A 16,488-nucleotide genomic window follows, 5' to 3' on the forward strand; every position below is an offset into this window, starting at 1 on the left:
TTTCATATTGTTTAGAAAGGAGTGGTGATTGAGAGTGAAGAAAATTGCTAGTGTACTAATGGCTATCATTTTATTAGTGAGTATAGCTGGATGCTCGGCGCCCAAAAAAGAAGCAGCAAAACAGGTGAAGAGTGAGAGTAAAGAGAGAATTGTTGCAACGACAGTTGCTGTTACTGAAATTATGGATGCGTTAGAAGTAGATTTAGTTGGTGTTCCGACAAGTACGAAAGATTTACCAAAGAGATATAAAGGTTTACCTGAAGTCGGGAATCCGATGAGTCCTGATATGGAAAAGGTAAAATCATTAAAGCCGTCAGAAGTATTATCTGTGACAACACTTGAATATGAATTAAAGCCAGTTTTTGATGGTGTAGGTATGAAAGCAAACTTTGTAGACTTAACTAGCTTAAAAAATATGCAGAATTCCATTAGTAATTTAGGTAAGCAATATGGGCGTGAAAAACAAGCTGAAGCAGTTGTAACGAAGTTAGATAATAAGATTGCAGATATAAAAAAAGCAGTAAAAGGAAAGAAAGAACCGACAGTACTTATTTTATTAGGTGTGCCGGGGAGTTATTTAGTAGCGACAGAGCATTCTTACATTGGAGATTTAGTGAAGCAATTAGGTGGTAAAAACATTGTACAAGGTGAGCAAGTAGAGTATTTAGCCTCTAATACAGAGTATTTAAAAAAAGCAGATCCAGACATTATTTTACGAGCAGCTCATGGTATGCCTGATGAAGTCGTAAAAATGTTCGATAAAGAATTTAAAACAAATGACATTTGGAAACACTTCGCTGCAGTTAAAAATAACCGTGTTTACGATTTAGAAGAGCGTTTATTTGGGACGACAGGTAATTTAGCAGCAATTGAAGCGTTAGATGAATTGAAAAAAATGATGTATCCGTGATGCATTTTAATATAAAGGAAGAGTGGAATGAATAAAAAAACTTGGAGTTTCCTCAGTGTTACTGCATTGCTTATTGTTATGACATCATTGTCAGCGATGAAAGGGAGTTTAGAAATAGGGATAGTGGACCTTGTACAAGGGATATTTACAGGGGCTAATGAAGACGTTGAAGTGATTAAAGATTTACGTTTCCCGCGTATTATTATTGCACTGTTCACTGGAGCAGCTCTTGCTGTTTCGGGTGTGCTTTTTCAAGCTGTTATGAAAAATCCACTTGCTGATGCTGGAGTAATCGGGATATCTTCTGGAGCAAGTTTTATGACGCTTGTTATTATTACGTTATTCCCGCAATTCTTTTTCTGGACACCGGTATTCGCCTTTTTAGGTGGTGCGTTTGCATGTTATCTCGTTTATGCATTCTCATGGAAGTCAGGGTTAAGTCCACTTCGCATTATTTTAGTGGGTATAGCGATTAATGCGATGTTCACTGGATTAAATGAATCGTTCATTACGATTTGCGGATATTTCATTAAGAGTATTAAGCAAACGACGACTTCTAACATAACGATGAAGACGTGGGGCGATGTAGAAATAATGGTTACGTATGGAACAATTGGTCTTATTCTTGCTCTGTTTGTAGGAGCTTGGTGTAACTTATTATCGCTACAAGATAAAACTGCGAAAAATTTAGGTTTGCACGTGACGAGAGTTCGTCTTATTATTTCTGCTATTGCAGTACTTTTAGCGGCGGTATCAACAGCGATTGCAGGAGTCATTGCTTTCGTTGGCTTACTTGTTCCGCACATTTCAAGACAGCTAGTTGGTTCAGACCATAAAGTGTTGATTCCATTTTCTGCACTTGCAGGAGCGTTATTAATTTTGACGGCGGATACGATTGGAAGGTTAATTGTGCCACCGAATGAAATTCCAGCAGCAACAATTATGGCGGTCATTGGTGGGCCATTCTTAATATTCTTGCTTAGAAAGAGTGATAAAGTTCATGGAAATTAAAAATGTAACCTTTTCATACGATAATGTAACAAATCGTTTAAAGTCTGTTAGTAGTGAAATAGAAATTGGAAAAATTACAACAATCATTGGTCCAAATGGTTGCGGGAAATCAACATTACTTGGTGTTATGTCTAGAAATCATGCTCCTAATAGTGGAGAAGTAATACTTGATGGGAAAGCGATTAGTGAGTATAAGCCGAAAGAGTTTGCTAGAAAGTTAGCTGTTGTCCATCAGCAAAATGAGGCACCAGCAGATATTACAGTGGAAAAACTAATAAGCTTTGGACGTATGCCATATAAAAATGTTTTTTCTTCGCAAACTGATGAAGATAGAGAAGCAATTGAGCGTGCACTAACATGTACGAACTTACAAAGTAAACGTGAAAAGCCAATTCATGCTTTATCGGGCGGAGAGAGACAGCGAGTTTGGATTGCGATGACATTAGCTCAAAGTACACCAATGCTTTTCTTAGATGAACCGACAACATATTTAGATATTTATTATCAGCTAGAAATATTAGAGTTAGTGAAAGAGTTAAATGAAGTGTATGGATTAACGATTGTAATGGTACTACATGATATTAATCAAGCTATTCGTTACAGTGATCATATTATTGTTATGAAAGATGGGGAGATTGTTACGAAAGGCAATCCTAATGATGTAATAACAGAAGAAATGGTTAAGGCAATATATGGTGTAGATGTCGTTGTAAAGCAAGATGAAGATACAGGGTTGTATATGGTCCCAATGGGAATTTAAAGGCTGAGCATAATCCGTTTTGAGGTGATAATTTGAATAGTAAGAAAGAACGGAAAAAGAATTCTTTTTTTCAACGAATACTTACAATTGTATTTTTAGGAATCTTTTTCTATTCAATGTATGAATTGGGTGGGATTTTCATGGATTATTATGAAAATCGTAAAGTAATGGCTGAAGCGCAACATATTTATAAGAGAAGTCCAATGGAAGAAAAATCAGAAGATGGGGAAGTACGTAAACAGTTTCAAGCTCTCCAAAAAATGAATCCAGAAATAGTTGGATGGATTACGATGGATGATACACAAATCAATTATCCAATCGTTCAAGCGAAGGATAATGATTACTATTTATTTCGTAATTACAAAGGCGAGGATATGAGAGCGGGAAGTATTTTTATGGATTATCGTAATGATGTGAAATCTCAAAATCGAAATACAATTTTATATGGTCATCGTATGAAGGACGGTTCTATGTTTGGAAGCTTAAAAAAGATGTTGGATGAAGATTTCTTCATGTCCCATCGTAAATTGTATTACGATACATTATTTGAAGGATACGATGTTGAAGTGTTTTCAGTATATACGACAACGACGGATTTTTATTACATTGAAACGGATTTTGAAAGCGATGCAGCGTATACAGCGTTCTTAAAGCAAATTCAAGATAAATCACTTTACAAAACGGATACGGAATTGGCGGCTAACGATGAAATTATAACACTTTCTACATGTGACTATGCGCTTGATCCGGAAGCAGGAAGGTTAGTTGTGCATGCGAAACTAGTAAAAAGACAGTAAATAAAAAAGTATAGAATATGAGAAGTGGTAACGCTCCTCATATTCTATACTTTAAAAAAGAGATATGTTTACTGTGCTGCAGCCATTGGCATACGTACAACTTTCACATCATAGTACGAGATTTTATTATCAAGAATATAATCTGGCATTCCACCTTGATGTGAGTGAGCAGCTTTAAATGCTGGGCTCTTCGTCCAACCTTGGAAATCTTCTTTTGCATTCCAGCGTGTGCTAATTGTTACTTCATCATAATCAACTGTATTTTGTGTTAGAAGCACTTCTAATCCTAAAAAGCCTGGCATTGTTTCGACTTGACCTACTTTATTAAAACGATCAATTAATTTATGTCCATTACCCTTTGTAATTTTAGCTGTATTTGTAACAATAATCATGTTTATTCCTCCTATTAAATGTAGCCTTTATTTTCGAGAACTCATATACATTAAATGATAATGAAAATCATTATCATTGTCAATGGTAAATGTGAAATATATAAGTATTTTTTCTATTATGTTGGAAAGTAAGAATTTCAGTTCGAAATGTAGTAAATAGGTGGCAGTTAAGCGAGAGAATGAGCGAGTTGTACTAGCAAAGCAATAATATGGTATAGTGAAACGAGGTTATTTTTTAGCCTCGTTTTTTATATGCTTCCTACGAATTAGAAAGCATGCAAATGGAAAGGAAGTTATTATATGAGATCAGAAGTAACTGTAAAAATAAAACCGAAATTTATAAAAGAAATTAAAAGTGGATATCCGCTTATTTTAAAAGATGCGATTCAAAATTTAAATGATGTTCAGGAAGAAGGAACAATCATTAAAGTGGTAGATGAGAAGAACCAATTCATCGGAAAAGGCTATTATGGAAAACAAAATAAAGGATACGGCTGGATTTTAACGAGAAAAGAGAGTGAACAAATTAATCAAACTTTCTTTGAAAGTAAAATAAAATCTGCCTTACATAAACGAAAGCAATTTTACAAATCAAGTGATACAACAGCATTCCGCGTCCTGAATGGTGAAGGTGATGGTCTTGGAGGCTTAATCATCGATTATTATGATGGCTATTATGTAGTAAGTTGGTATAGTGAAGGGATTTATACTTTCAGAGATGAGATTATTGCAGCTCTTCAAAAAGTAGCAAACTTTAAAGGGATTTATGAGAAAAAGCGTTTTGATACGAAAGGGAAATACATTGAAGGCGATGATTTCGTAGCAGGAGAGCGTGGTGAGTTCCCGCTTATCGTAAAAGAGAATGGTGTGAACTTTGCTGTTTATTTAAATGACGGGGCGATGGTTGGTGTATTTTTAGATCAGCGTAACGTTCGAAAACAAATTCGTGATAAGTATGCAAAGGGAAGAACCGTTTTAAATATGTTCTCTTATACAGGTGCTTTCTCCGTATTTGCAGCGCTTGGTGGAGCGAGCAAAACGACGAGTGTGGATCTTGCAAATCGTAGTTTAAGTAAAACGATTGAGCAGTTTAGTGTAAATGAAGTTGATTATGAAGCGCAAGATATTATTGTAGAAGATGTCTTTCTGTACTTCAAATATGCAGCGAAGAAAAAGATGAAATTTGATATGGTCGTACTTGATCCTCCAAGCTTTGCACGCTCAAAGAAATATACATTTAGTGCAGCGAAAGATTATAAAAACTTATTAAAAGAAACAATTGCCATTACAGAAAATAACGGGATTATCGTTGCTTCTACAAATTGTAGTGCGTTCGATATGAAAAAGTTTAAAGGCTTTATCGATACGGCATTTAAAGAAATGAATGGCAAATATAAAATATTAGAAGAACATTCTTTACCAGAAGATTTTCGTACCATTGATCAATTTAAAGAAGGAGACTATTTAAAAGTAGTTTTCATCGAGAAAATTAAAGGGTAATAAAGAAAAAGGAGCTCGCGTTTACTTGAGCTCCTTTTCTTATTGAACGATATTTTGTACTCTACCGACTTGCCCGTCTTGCAATCGTACTTTAATGCCATGCGGATGGGAAGGAGAGTTTGTTAAAATATCTTTTACAATTCCACGTGTTAGTTTGCCTGTGCGTTGATCTTGTTTTAATACAATATCAACTTCAAGGCCGGGTGCGATATTAGAACGTTTTTGACCGTTCATTTATACACCTGTACGTCTACGTTGGTTGTTTGTTTTCTTCGTTTGTTGGTTTTGTAATTTTTTTGTTTCTTGGCTTTGGTTTTTAGCATTTTGACCATTACCGTTCCCTTGCTTTTTCTTTGCAAGTTGTTCGCGCATTAAATCAGCTAAGCTTACTTTTTTGTTTTCTGACATGATAAGTCTCCTTTATATAAAGTTAATTATGAACAATCGTAGTGAATTTCATCATATCATTGTTAAGGAAGGAAGGGAAGTTGGTTTGAAAATTCATATAATTGTTTCCAGCATTCATTCGTTGCGATACAATTAAAATGCTAATGTTTGTAAAAAAGGGGATAGACATATGTCACATCATATTTTATTAGTTGAAGATGATATTTCAATTCAAGAGATGGTGGAAAAGTATTTAATAAAGGAAGGTTTTCAAGTTACGATTGCGTCTGATGGAGAAGAAGGCGTGAACACATATTTAAAAGGTTCATTTGATCTGATTATTCTCGACATTATGATGCCAAAGCTAGATGGCTTAGAGGTTGTGCGAATCATTCGAGAAAAAAGTGCCGTTCCGATTTTAATGATGTCAGCAAAAGATACAGATGTTGATAAGGCTGTTGGATTGGGACTTGGAGCGGATGATTACATTTGTAAGCCATTTTCTATGATTGAATTAGCTGCACGTGTAAAGGCAGGTATTCGGAGATCTACGAAATACTCGGCTACAGAATCAACAGAAGAAAAGATGATTCAAATTGGTGATCTAACAATTGATCCAATTAATTTTACCGTAGAAAAAAACGGGAAGTCTCTCAAACTTACTTTAAAAGAATTTGATATTTTAAAACTGTTCGTAAAAAATCAAAATCGTGTATTTACAAAAGCACAAATATATACGTTAGTTTGGAATGAAGAGTATTACGGTGATGATAACGTTATTAATGTTCATATGAGGAGATTGCGTGAGAAAATCGAAAGTGATCCATCTAATCCAGAATATATTAAAACGTTATGGGGCATTGGCTATAAGTTGGAAGTGATGTAATATGGTCAATTTGTTAATAGGTATTATTTTTATATTGTTATGTGTCATTTACATACAGTATAAAATGAGGAAAAACAGTAGCAAAAATTTACGATACACATATGAAAAATTAGAAAGTATTGTAAATGAACAAACAGGCGAGAAGTTACTCGTTATGACAGATGATCTAGAATTGCAAAAATTATTAGTGGCAATTAATCAATTATTAAATGCAAAACAGAAAACGAATGCAGATCATGCAAAAGTAGAAATTTCGATGAGAAAAATGCTTTCAAATATTTCACATGATTTAAAGACGCCACTAACAGTTATTCTTGGATATACAGAAATGTTAAATAAGGATAAAACGATGAATAAAGAAGAACAGCAAATATTACTTGAAAAGGTGCATGTGAAAACAATAGAAGTAATGGAACTGATTCATAAGTTTTTTGATTTAGCAAAACTAGAATCTGGTGACAAAGCAATCGAAATGACAAAAGTAAATATGAATGAAGTTTGTCGCGAGAAAATTTTATCTTTTTATGATTTAGTGACGACGAAAGGTTTTCAAGTTCATATTAATATACCAGAAAAAAATATATATGCACTTGGAAATGTAGAAGTATTAGGTAGAGTATTGAATAATTTAATATCAAATGCAATTACATATGGAGACGATGGAAAGACACTCGGTGTGAAGTTAAGAGATGATGAAACGAGTGTGTATATAGATATATGGGATACAGGAAAAGGAATTGATGAATCTCATATTGATAAAGTGTTTGAGCGTATGTACACACTTGAAGATTCCAGAAATAGATTGTACCAAGGAAGCGGTTTAGGGTTAACGATTACGAAAAGGCTTGTGGAAGCGATGGACGGAAAAATACATCTTTCTAGTAAGCCATATGAAAAAACGATTTTTACAGTTGTATTAAAAAAGATGCTGTTTTAGCTTGTAGAGGATTAGATTCTACAAGCTTTTTTTCAGCGTAAGGAATTTGTAAGGAACGGGTAAGAAAAAAGAGATTTCCATTGTCTATTATAGAAATATAAAGTATTGCGAAAGGGGAAAATGATATGACATATATATTAAAAACGAATCAGTTAACGAAAGTGTTTAAAGGAAAAGAAGTTATTTCTAACGTTAACATGCATGTGAAAAAAGGAGAGATATACGGTTTCTTAGGACCGAATGGTGCAGGTAAAACAACGATTATGAAAATGATCACAAATTTAATAAAACCGACGAGCGGTGATATTGAAATTTTTGGTGAGAAGTTAACGGATACATCTTATGAATTATTAAAGCGCATGGGGACAATTATCGAATATCCAATCTTTTATGATAAATTAACGGCGAAGGAAAACCTAGAATTACATTGTGAATATATGGGGTATTACGACAAGAACGCAATTGATCATGCTTTAGATTTAGTGAAACTGCACGGTATAGATGATAAAAAAGTAAGAGATTTTTCATTAGGGATGAAGCAACGACTTGGTATTGCAAGGGCGATCATGACAAAGCCAGAACTACTCATTTTAGATGAGCCAATTAACGGTTTAGATCCAATTGGTATTAAAGAATTAAGAGACTTATTTAAAATGCTCTGCAAAGAATATGGGATTACGTTATTAGTTTCTAGTCATATTTTAGGTGAGATGGAACTAATGGCGGATACAATTGGTGTAATTCAAAATGGAAAACTAATAAAAGAAGTTTCAATGAAGAGTATTAACGGAAAACAAACAGAGTACATTGAAATTACTGTTCCTGATGTGAAACGTGCAGCTTACATTTTAGAAGATAAACTTGGTATAAAAAATTACAAAATAATGAGCGGGAATATGATTCGTGTGTATGAATTGAAGGCGACGCAGCAAGCTATTTCAAAAGCACTTATTATGAACGATGTAGAAATTGAAAGTATTAATAAGAAACATAGTTCCTTAGAAGAATATTTCTTAAATGTAATGGATGGAGAAGGCATTCATGCTTAATGGATTGTTAGTGAATTTAGTAAGTGGATTGATCGTAATATTCATAAGTGGGTTTTTATATTATAGAAAACCTGAGAGGAAATGGCCGTTAATTTTACTAGTGGTAGGAATAGTAAGCGTAGTTACGGCTGGAGTTAGGATGTTAGCAGCGTAGAGATAGTTATATAAAGAATGGAGGAGTGGTTTGTATGCTTAGATTAATGAAGCTTGAGTGGAAAAAGCATCGATTATCTAGTTACTTTAAAAGTGTAGCAATTTGTATTATAGCAATTTTCGCTGCAGTAAGCCTTATGGCATTAGGAATTAAAGCCGAGGGAGACGTGCTCTTCTCTAACTTCACACAGAACATGGCTTTAGCAAATGTTTTTATTAGGATAACATTCATTATTTTTAGTTCAGTCATTTTATCACGTTTAGTAATTGATGAGTATAAGAACAAAACGATACAACTATCATTTATGTACCCACTGCAAAGGAAAATGTTAATGAGAGCGAAATTAACAATTGTTTTTTGTTTTTGTTTTGTGAGCACGATTATCGCTACTTTCATTATTAGTTTGCTCGTATATTTTGTGAGTCCAATGATGGGATTGATTGAAACACCAGCTACGATAGGTGAAATAATAGCTATCGTTCCAACTACTATTATAAGTGCATTTATGATATCTGGTATAAGTTTAATTCCTTTATTTTTTGGGATGAGAAAGAAATCAACACCGACAACGATTACTTCGGCAGTAATAATTGGTATGCTGATTAGTGGTAACGTTGGGGCTGGAAGCGATCAAGTAAGTATGTTTGATTTTATAGCTATCCCAATAGTGCTCTGTTTATTAGGGATTTTCATTAGTTATCTATCGTATCGTAAAATTGACAAGATTGATGTGGCGTGAAGCAAGCTTAAAACAACAACGAACTGGGGTATGAATGGTGAAAAAAATAATAGTAATTGCAATTTTATTTTTGACAATTGCTAGTGCGGTTTTTGGTTTTAAGGTATTTCAGGGGAAAGATTTTAAGAAAGAAAAGTCGTTTGAGATAAATAATATAAAAGAAATAGAAGTAGACAATGAAAACTGGGATATTGAATTTAAAGGTACAGACGCTAACAAAATAGTCATTTCGGCTCAAGGTAAACGAGTAGATAAAGAGATAGATCCCGTCGAAATAGAACAAGCAGGGAATAAAGTTATAGTTAAGCAAAAACAAAAGGCAATCAGATTCTTTAATGGTTTTACGTTTAGGAAGAAAAATAGTATATGTATAGCTATTCCGAAGAAAGAAATAGATGAAATTGTATTAAATAATAAATCGGGTGATGTGAAAATAAGTAATATAGTAGTAAAAAGTATCGTGACAAAAAGCAAGTTTGGAGATGAAATGGTTGTAGGACTATCAGCTGAGAAAGGTGAATTCATATCGCAAAGTGGAGAGTTAGCTATAAAAGATAGTTCAGTACAAGAATTAAATATAAAATCTACGACTGGTGATAACTATATAACAAATGTAAGTAACTCAAATATGAACATCACTTCAACATCCGGTGAAGTATTACTGAAAGATATGAAAGAAGGAAAATCGTTATTTATAGAAACAAAATCAGGAGATATTGGCGTACGGTATAAAGGGGTTCCGACTTCTTTAAAACTTATGGCTAAAAGTAATTCGTCTGACGTAATGGTGAATGTAAATGGACTTAAGAAAGATAAAAATACTGAGAAGGTAAAAGCAGGAACCATCGGTGATGCGAAAAACGAAATGAAGATTTTAAGTAAAACAGGAGCGATTTATATTGATTAAAATTTAAATGGAAGGAGGACTATTATGTTACGTCTTATGAAGTTAGAAATGAAGAAGTTTAAGCTTGGATGGTATGTAAGGGGAGCGATTATTACAAATATCGCTATACTGGTATTACTGATCTTTACGAGCATCGTTTCTCAAATAGAAGGAGATCCAGAAATAAGAGATCCACAGATGGTTTTGTTAATGGCTAGTACATTAGTAAGAGCAACATTTATTATTTTTGGTAGTGTGTTAATCGCAAGGTTAATAATTGGTGAATATAAAAACAAAACAATACTACTAATGTTTTCTTATCCTATTAATCGGAAGAAAATGATGATTAGTAAGTTGGTTATTACAGCAACATTAACATGTATAACAGTTATTGTATCTAACATTTTAGTAGTAGGAGTTTTCTTTTGTATAGATAGCTATTTTTCCATTCTTCCTAATTCATTCACAGTAGATCAATTGACGCGAGAAGGGATAAACCTTGTTCCTTTAGCTATTGCTACTGCGGGAATAAGCTTAATCCCATTATATTTCGGAATGCGTAAACGTTCAGTGCCGACTACAATTGTTTCATCTCTCATTGTTGTATCCATTGCCATTAATAATACTCCAATGTTTTCTACAGCAACGTTTCTTCCCCTTCAACTAGCACTTGCTGTAATTGGATTTGCGATTGCATATTACGGAATTAAAAATATAGAGAAGGAAGATGTATTATAAAGTTTCACATGAAACAAGTTACAGAAAAAGACAAGATGTGTAAACACCTTGTCTTTTTCTGTAGTTACATTTTAGGAGCTTCCATTCCAGCTGCAGCCCATTCTTCTTTTGCTGGGCCATATACGCCAGGAACTGTTAAGCCAGCTTGCCGCATTAAAACTGTCATTTGTCCGCGGTGATGATTTTGATGATTGATGAGTGTCATTAAAAATATAGAATTCGGCATAGGACGACCAAAGAAGTCATTAATAGTAGCTAAGTCTTTATCAGTCCATTCACCTTGAAGTGCTTCAACAAAAGCCGCATTCACTTTGCGATACTCATCTGCAATTGTTACTGCAGAACTTGGTACAGGATAATCTTTCGTTTCTCCTTCAAACTTAAGCCCGGTGCCAGATAGCATAACTGGAATTGCCGTCACGATATGCCAAGCAACTCTGCCTAACGTCCAGTGCCCAGGTGCAATTTCTTGTGATAAAGATTCATCTGTTAATGCATCGAGCATCTTTTGAGTAGACTCAGCCTCGTATGTCCATGATTGCAAGAAGCCTTCAATAGTTTGGTACATATTTATCCCTCCTAGTTATGTTCATAGGTTACATTCGTGAAAAAAAGCTAGTTTCCTTTTGAACTATAAGAACGAATAAAAAAAAGAGGCTTCTAACAAGAAGCCTCTTTTTTAACTTACCTTCTTCCCACTCTTCCTCATCAACCATAAGAAATAAGGTGCTCCAAGTACAGCAACGACAAGACCAGAAGGAATTTCTTTCGGGTATGCAATTGTTCGTCCGAGTAAGTCAGCAATGGAAAGAAGGATTGCTCCAAACAGTGCGGAGCAAACGAATAATCTTTGATGATTCATACCAACGACGATTCGTGCTAAGTGTGGTGCAACAAGACCTAGAAAGGCAATCGTACCGACAGCTGCGATATTTACAGATGCAAGTAGTGTTGCTAATACAATGAGAGCTAGGCGCGTTTTATTTACTGGTTGTCCAAGCCCTGTTGCTAAATCGTCTCCAAGTATGAGAACATCAAGTTGTTTTATTAAGAAAAAGATAATAAGCACGAGAATAAGTGATGGATATAGAATAATATTTTCTAAGTGATTCCATCCTCTTGCATACGTGCTACCTGATAGCCATGTTAAAGCAGCAGCAACGTTCAAATTTGCTCTAACGATAAAGATTTGAATAATCGCTGAGCCGAGAGCTGAAATACCGATTCCTATTAAAGCAAGGGCTGTTGGGCTAAATCCTGACTTCCATGAGAAGAAGAGGACAATGCCAACTGCAAGTAGTCCGCCGATAAATGCACCAATTGGTAGGAAGAAACCAGGAAGTGCAGGGAAGACGTACATAACGGTTAAGGCACCAACACCAGCTCCCGATGAAATACCAATAATAGAAGGATCAGCAAGTGGATTTCTTAATATACCTTGGAAAACAAGCCCACTTATTGCAAGGCATGCGCCAGCGATAGCGGCAACGAGCATTCTTGGTAAACGAAGGTTCATCATCATATTTTTATCAAATTGTGTTAATTGTCCTGTTATAGCATTTGTAATGCTTTCGATATAAGCGTTACTACTAATAGTAACACCAAGAGCAATCGTCACAGTGCAAAGTACGATAGATATAATGATTACCTTTTTATAAGAATAATAGCGGGAACTAGCTCCAGCTGCATTCGCACCGTTATCATTCATATATTGTTTTGACTTCATCATGCGATACACTAAGTAAATAAGCCAAGGCGATCCAATCATTGCCGTGACTGCCCCAACAGGAAGTTCCGCACCGGTTGGATCTATTAATCTACCGGCAACATCTGCTCCAAGTAATAATACAGCTCCCCATAAGAAAGAAGAGAGAAGGAGAGTAAAGTGTTGACGATAGCCAATAAGGCGCATTAAATGTGGTGCAACTAAGCCGACAAATCCAATTGGTCCAACGACAGTTACAATTACTGCTGTTAAAAAGATCGCAGCAATGAAGGCGATAAGACGTGTTACTGCTGTTTTTTCACCAAGAGAAACAGCAACATCATCACCAAGTAAGAGAATGTTGAGTTTACGAGATATAACTAGTAAAACTAGGAAAGAAATAATGATAAATGGAAAAGCGAATTGAACGCCATCCCAGTTATTTTGAATAAGAGATCCAGCTCCCCATAAAAATAAACCTGCTGTTTCATTTTCATAGAAAAGCTGCATTGTTCCAGTAAAGGCAGAAAGCATTAATGTAACGACCATACCAGCTAGTGCCATTCTAAGTGGGGTTCCCTTTTTTCCACCAGAAATACGGTATACAAATAAAGCAGTAATAGCACCACCGATAAATGTGAAAAGAAGTGAATTAATTTGCAGACCTTTCGGTAAGAAAATTGTAGCCGCTACTAGAAAGAAATATGCGCCAGAGTGAATACCCATTGTACTCGATTCAGCAAGTGGATTTTTCGTTAACGTTTGTAAGATAACCCCAGATGCAGCAAGGGCACCTCCAGCTAAAATGGCAATTACTGCTCTAGGTAATCGAAGCATAATTAAAGTTTGGTGCTCTAGCGATTGATTCGGTGAGGTAAGAGCATCAATAATCATACTATAGGAAATGTTTGCTTGACCTTGTCCGATGTGAATAAAGAAAAGGAGGAGCAAGAGAGATGCTCCTCCTCCGAATACAAGACTTGCTCGAAGTGTATGTTGTAAGCTATTCATCGTGTAATCACTTCTTCGCTGTCATTACATCTGCTACTTGTGTTGCTAAAGATTTTGCAGACTCAGGACCACCGAAAATCCAAGTGTCGCCTTTTAATTTATACATTTTGTCTTCTTTTTTGAAATTTAAACCTTCCCAAGCAGGGTTCCCTTTTAGTTGCGTGTCAAAAATGTTATCATCATCCGCTACAATGTAAATGAAGTTTGAATCTTGTACACTTTGTAATGATTCTACAGTTGTTTGTTTGAAACCATCTGGCTCAGATTTTCCAGCTTCAAATGTATTTGTTAAACCTAATTTTTTTGTAACTTGTAAAGCTGTAGAATTGTCAGTTAAGATACGGAATGTTGGTACATTTTTAGCTGTAAATGCTTGTACCATTGTGATGTTTTTATCTTTTAAGTTTGCTTTTTCAATTTTTGCTTTTGCATCAGCGAATGCTTTATCCATATCAGCTAATACTTTTTTACCTTCTTCTTCTTTTCCAACTGCCTTTGCGATTTGTTTAAATGTTTCTGTCATCTCAGCAAAGTGATCGTTATTGCTTGTTGATGGATCAAACATAACTGTTGGTGCAATTTGCTCTAATTCATTTTTAATAGCTTTACTACGGAATGAAGCTGTGATAATTAAATCTGGTTTTAGACGGCTAATTTCTTCTAAGTTTGGTTGTTGACGTGTCCCTACGTCTACAACATCTTTACCTGGTTTTGTTGCTGTATTTACCCATTTATTATAATTCTTAATGTCTGCCATCCCTACTGGCTGAACACCAAGCGCTAATAAGTCTTCTGAATATACCCACTCAAGTACAACAACTTTTTTCGCTGGTTTATCTAACTTTGTTTCCCCTTCAGCGTGTTTAATTGTTATAGCTTGTTTCTTATCGTCTGTCTTTGTTTCTTTTTTCTCCTCTTTTTGCTGTCCGCATCCAACAGCGAATAGAAGAACTACTATGAAAATACTGAGAATTTTCTTCATCTTCTGCCCCCAAATAAAGTGTTTTTTGTAACTAGCACCATAAGTGAAAATGGTTATCAATTACAACACCCAAATCATACTATGAGGGTATTTTAAGTGTCAATATATTTTTAAAATTTTGACGAAAAATAACAAATTATATGAATTTTTATATATTATAGTCGTTATTTATGAAGAATAAGCCTCTTTACTAAAAATATTGGCGAATGTGGAAAGTTTAAATGGGAAAGTGGCTGTGTACGATAGTGTAATGTGTATTGTTAATAGTCTGTGGAGATAAGGCGAAAGTACAAGCAAAAGGAGTGAGAATCGCATGTAATAATTACTAGAATGTATGGAATAAACCTGTGTTTATCCCTAATAGGTAAAGTATTTCTTTGTTATTTAGATAGATGTTTTCTAACTCGGTGATTGTATTTAAAAGATTGCATGTAAAGGAAGTGATCAACATGTCTTCATGGAGCAATAACGTAAATGGATATTGTGGGTGTAATAATCAAAATGGTGTACATGTTGATTCATGCTGTTTTAGTTGCGATGGGACAGTTCCTAAGGTTGGTCCAACCGGTCCGACGGGAGCAACAGGAGCAACAGGAGCAACAGGTGGCACAGGCCCAACGGGGGCGACAGGAGTAACAGGTGGCACAGGTCCAACGGGAGCGACGGGAGTAACAGGCGATACAGGGGCAACGGGTCCAACAGGAGCGACAGGAATAACAGGAGCAACGGGTCCAACGGGGGCGACAGGGGTAACAGGCGACACAGGTCCAACAGGAGCAACGGGTCCAACGGGGGCGACAGGGGTAACAGGCGACACAGGTCCAACAGGTCCAACAGGAGCAACAGGTCCAACAGGTCCAACAGGAGCAACAGGCCCAACAGGAGCAACAGGTCCAACGGGGGCGACAGGGGTAACAGGCGACACAGGTCCAACAGGAGCAACAGGCCCAACAGGAGCAACAGGCCCAACGGGAGCGACGGGAATAACAGGTTCAACGGGTCCAACGGGAGCGACGGGTCCGACGGGAGCAACAGGAATAACAGGTTCAACGGGACCAACAGGAGCAACAGGAGATACGGGGGCAACTGGCACAAGTATAACGGCAACATACGCTTTTGCAAATAATACGTCGGGAACAGCGATATCGGTACTTCTTGGTGGAACGAATGTCCCGCTTCCGAATAATCAAAATATCGGTCCAGGTATTACTGTTTCTGGAGGGAATACAGTATTTACGGTTGCAAATGCTGGGAATTATTATATTTCATATACGATTAATATAACGGCTTCATTATTAGTTAGTTCGCGGATTACAATTAATGGTGCACCTCTTGCTGGAACGATCAATTCTCCCGCATTAGCAACTACATCATTTAGTGCAACAATTATTACGACTCTTGCGGCTGGAAGTGCCATTAGTTTGCAACTATTTGGTTTGTTAGCTGTTGCAACATTATCAACGACTACACCAGGAGCTGTGTTAACGATAATAAGGTTAAGTTAAATAATAACTCTCTTATTCTTTTAAGATTAGGAGAGTTTGTACATATAATAAGAAGTTAATGGAGTGAAGCATAGTTATACAAAAGTCAGAATATTATGATTGTAACGTTATGGAGACTATAATATAATGAACACAACCA

General features: G+C 35.7%; 19 protein-coding genes. 13 read left to right on the forward strand and 6 right to left on the reverse strand.

Annotated elements, in window-relative coordinates; genetic code table 11:
- Positions 1-28 precede the first annotated feature (28 nt).
- Genes isdE through srtB form a run of 4 tightly spaced genes read left to right on the forward strand, consistent with a single transcriptional unit; the run spans position 29 to position 3,478 of the window.
- Positions 29-910, forward strand: coding sequence for a heme ABC transporter substrate-binding protein IsdE (isdE, locus tag VF726_RS07885; protein ID WP_440167209.1), 882 nt, complete (start codon positions 29-31; stop codon positions 908-910).
- Between the two features lie 27 nt (positions 911-937).
- Positions 938-1,921, forward strand: coding sequence for a FecCD family ABC transporter permease (locus VF726_RS07890; protein WP_440167212.1), 984 nt, complete (start codon positions 938-940; stop codon positions 1,919-1,921).
- On the forward strand, positions 1,911-2,681 hold the full coding sequence (locus VF726_RS07895; RefSeq protein WP_000403752.1) for an ABC transporter ATP-binding protein: 771 nt from the start codon (positions 1,911-1,913) through the stop codon (positions 2,679-2,681). Before VF726_RS07890 ends, VF726_RS07895 begins: the two co-directional genes overlap by 11 nt.
- Before the next feature lie 32 nt (positions 2,682-2,713).
- Positions 2,714-3,478, forward strand: coding sequence for a class B sortase (gene srtB, locus VF726_RS07900; protein WP_440167214.1), 765 nt, complete (start codon positions 2,714-2,716; stop codon positions 3,476-3,478).
- 68 nt (positions 3,479-3,546) lie between these two features.
- Here srtB and isdG read toward each other — a convergent pair whose 3' ends face one another.
- Positions 3,547-3,870 carry a heme oxygenase gene (isdG, locus tag VF726_RS07905; RefSeq protein ID WP_000587815.1) on the reverse strand — a complete coding sequence of 108 codons (324 nt, stop codon included), beginning with the start codon at positions 3,868-3,870 and terminating at the stop codon, positions 3,547-3,549.
- Positions 3,871-4,170: 300 nt separating this feature from the next.
- Here isdG and VF726_RS07910 point away from each other — a divergent pair, with 300 nt between their 5' ends.
- Positions 4,171-5,370, forward strand: coding sequence for a class I SAM-dependent rRNA methyltransferase (locus VF726_RS07910; RefSeq protein WP_440167217.1), 1,200 nt, complete (start codon positions 4,171-4,173; stop codon positions 5,368-5,370).
- A gap of 39 nt (positions 5,371-5,409) precedes the next feature.
- Here VF726_RS07910 and VF726_RS07915 read toward each other — a convergent pair whose 3' ends face one another.
- Entirely contained in the window at positions 5,410-5,604 is a 195-nt protein-coding gene (locus VF726_RS07915) for a YwbE family protein (RefSeq protein WP_001014310.1), read from the reverse strand.
- Positions 5,605-5,778 carry a hypothetical protein gene (locus tag VF726_RS07920; protein ID WP_001293578.1) on the reverse strand — a complete coding sequence of 58 codons (174 nt, stop codon included), beginning with the start codon at positions 5,776-5,778 and terminating at the stop codon, positions 5,605-5,607.
- 169 nt (positions 5,779-5,947) lie between these two features.
- Between VF726_RS07920 and VF726_RS07925 the strand changes: the two genes are divergently transcribed.
- The 7 genes from VF726_RS07925 (at position 5,948) to VF726_RS07955 (ending at position 11,146) form a co-directional block, all read left to right on the forward strand.
- Entirely contained in the window at positions 5,948-6,643 is a 696-nt protein-coding gene (locus tag VF726_RS07925; protein ID WP_440167221.1) for a response regulator transcription factor, read from the forward strand.
- A gap of 1 nt (position 6,644) precedes the next feature.
- Positions 6,645-7,580: a HAMP domain-containing histidine kinase gene (locus tag VF726_RS07930; RefSeq protein ID WP_440167223.1), complete on the forward strand. Its 936-nt coding sequence runs from the start codon at positions 6,645-6,647 to the stop codon at positions 7,578-7,580.
- Positions 7,581-7,705: 125 nt separating this feature from the next.
- Entirely contained in the window at positions 7,706-8,629 is a 924-nt protein-coding gene (locus tag VF726_RS07935) for an ABC transporter ATP-binding protein (protein WP_440167225.1), read from the forward strand.
- Entirely contained in the window at positions 8,622-8,783 is a 162-nt protein-coding gene (locus VF726_RS07940; protein WP_440167227.1) for a hypothetical protein, read from the forward strand. Before VF726_RS07935 ends, VF726_RS07940 begins: the two co-directional genes overlap by 8 nt.
- A gap of 34 nt (positions 8,784-8,817) precedes the next feature.
- Positions 8,818-9,522 (forward strand): ABC transporter permease, encoded by a 705-nt coding sequence (locus VF726_RS07945; RefSeq protein WP_440167229.1) that lies wholly within the window; start codon positions 8,818-8,820, stop codon positions 9,520-9,522.
- A 34-nt stretch (positions 9,523-9,556) separates the two neighbouring features.
- Positions 9,557-10,429, forward strand: coding sequence for a DUF4097 family beta strand repeat-containing protein (locus VF726_RS07950; RefSeq protein ID WP_440167231.1), 873 nt, complete (start codon positions 9,557-9,559; stop codon positions 10,427-10,429).
- Between the two features lie 24 nt (positions 10,430-10,453).
- A complete protein-coding gene (locus VF726_RS07955) occupies positions 10,454-11,146 on the forward strand; it encodes an ABC transporter permease (RefSeq protein WP_440167233.1) in 693 nt (230 codons plus the stop codon).
- Between the two features lie 64 nt (positions 11,147-11,210).
- On the opposite strand, the gene VF726_RS07960 is transcribed toward VF726_RS07955, so the two are convergent.
- The 3 genes from VF726_RS07960 to VF726_RS07970 form a co-directional block, all read right to left on the reverse strand.
- Entirely contained in the window at positions 11,211-11,714 is a 504-nt protein-coding gene (locus tag VF726_RS07960) for a DinB family protein (RefSeq protein ID WP_440167235.1), read from the reverse strand.
- A 111-nt stretch (positions 11,715-11,825) separates the two neighbouring features.
- On the reverse strand, positions 11,826-13,862 hold the full coding sequence (fhuB, locus tag VF726_RS07965) for a Fe(3+)-hydroxamate ABC transporter permease FhuB (protein ID WP_440167237.1): 2,037 nt from the start codon (positions 13,860-13,862) through the stop codon (positions 11,826-11,828).
- A gap of 7 nt (positions 13,863-13,869) precedes the next feature.
- Positions 13,870-14,844 (reverse strand): ABC transporter substrate-binding protein, encoded by a 975-nt coding sequence (locus VF726_RS07970; RefSeq protein WP_440167239.1) that lies wholly within the window; start codon positions 14,842-14,844, stop codon positions 13,870-13,872.
- Positions 14,845-15,293: 449 nt separating this feature from the next.
- Between VF726_RS07970 and VF726_RS07975 the strand changes: the two genes are divergently transcribed.
- On the forward strand, positions 15,294-16,349 hold the full coding sequence (locus VF726_RS07975) for a BclA C-terminal domain-containing protein (protein WP_440167241.1): 1,056 nt from the start codon (positions 15,294-15,296) through the stop codon (positions 16,347-16,349).
- Positions 16,350-16,488 lie beyond the last annotated feature (139 nt).

The sequence above is a fragment of the Bacillus sp. Brlt_9 genome (assembly GCF_051948935.1).
Classification (GTDB): Bacteria; Bacillota; Bacilli; order Bacillales; family Bacillaceae_G; genus Bacillus_A.

What these genes read in the sequence shown, in the direction of transcription:
- VF726_RS07890 (WP_440167212.1), top strand. Translation starts at nt 938, where the DNA reads ATGAATAAAAAAACTTGGAGTTTCCTCAGTGTTACTGCATTGCTTATT.
- VF726_RS07895 (WP_000403752.1), top strand. Translation starts at nt 1,911, where the DNA reads ATGGAAATTAAAAATGTAACCTTTTCATACGATAATGTAACAAATCGT.
- isdG (WP_000587815.1), bottom strand. Translation starts at nt 3,870, where the DNA reads ATGATTATTGTTACAAATACAGCTAAAATTACAAAGGGTAATGGACAT.
- VF726_RS07910 (WP_440167217.1), top strand. Translation starts at nt 4,171, where the DNA reads ATGAGATCAGAAGTAACTGTAAAAATAAAACCGAAATTTATAAAAGAA.
- VF726_RS07915 (WP_001014310.1), bottom strand. Translation starts at nt 5,604, where the DNA reads ATGAACGGTCAAAAACGTTCTAATATCGCACCCGGCCTTGAAGTTGAT.
- VF726_RS07920 (WP_001293578.1), bottom strand. Translation starts at nt 5,778, where the DNA reads ATGTCAGAAAACAAAAAAGTAAGCTTAGCTGATTTAATGCGCGAACAA.
- VF726_RS07925 (WP_440167221.1), top strand. Translation starts at nt 5,948, where the DNA reads ATGTCACATCATATTTTATTAGTTGAAGATGATATTTCAATTCAAGAG.
- VF726_RS07930 (WP_440167223.1), top strand. Translation starts at nt 6,645, where the DNA reads ATGGTCAATTTGTTAATAGGTATTATTTTTATATTGTTATGTGTCATT.
- VF726_RS07935 (WP_440167225.1), top strand. Translation starts at nt 7,706, where the DNA reads ATGACATATATATTAAAAACGAATCAGTTAACGAAAGTGTTTAAAGGA.
- VF726_RS07940 (WP_440167227.1), top strand. Translation starts at nt 8,622, where the DNA reads ATGCTTAATGGATTGTTAGTGAATTTAGTAAGTGGATTGATCGTAATA.
- VF726_RS07945 (WP_440167229.1), top strand. Translation starts at nt 8,818, where the DNA reads ATGCTTAGATTAATGAAGCTTGAGTGGAAAAAGCATCGATTATCTAGT.
- VF726_RS07950 (WP_440167231.1), top strand. Translation starts at nt 9,557, where the DNA reads ATGGTGAAAAAAATAATAGTAATTGCAATTTTATTTTTGACAATTGCT.
- VF726_RS07955 (WP_440167233.1), top strand. Translation starts at nt 10,454, where the DNA reads ATGTTACGTCTTATGAAGTTAGAAATGAAGAAGTTTAAGCTTGGATGG.
- VF726_RS07960 (WP_440167235.1), bottom strand. Translation starts at nt 11,714, where the DNA reads ATGTACCAAACTATTGAAGGCTTCTTGCAATCATGGACATACGAGGCT.
- fhuB (WP_440167237.1), bottom strand. Translation starts at nt 13,862, where the DNA reads ATGAATAGCTTACAACATACACTTCGAGCAAGTCTTGTATTCGGAGGA.
- VF726_RS07970 (WP_440167239.1), bottom strand. Translation starts at nt 14,844, where the DNA reads ATGAAGAAAATTCTCAGTATTTTCATAGTAGTTCTTCTATTCGCTGTT.
- VF726_RS07975 (WP_440167241.1), top strand. Translation starts at nt 15,294, where the DNA reads ATGTCTTCATGGAGCAATAACGTAAATGGATATTGTGGGTGTAATAAT.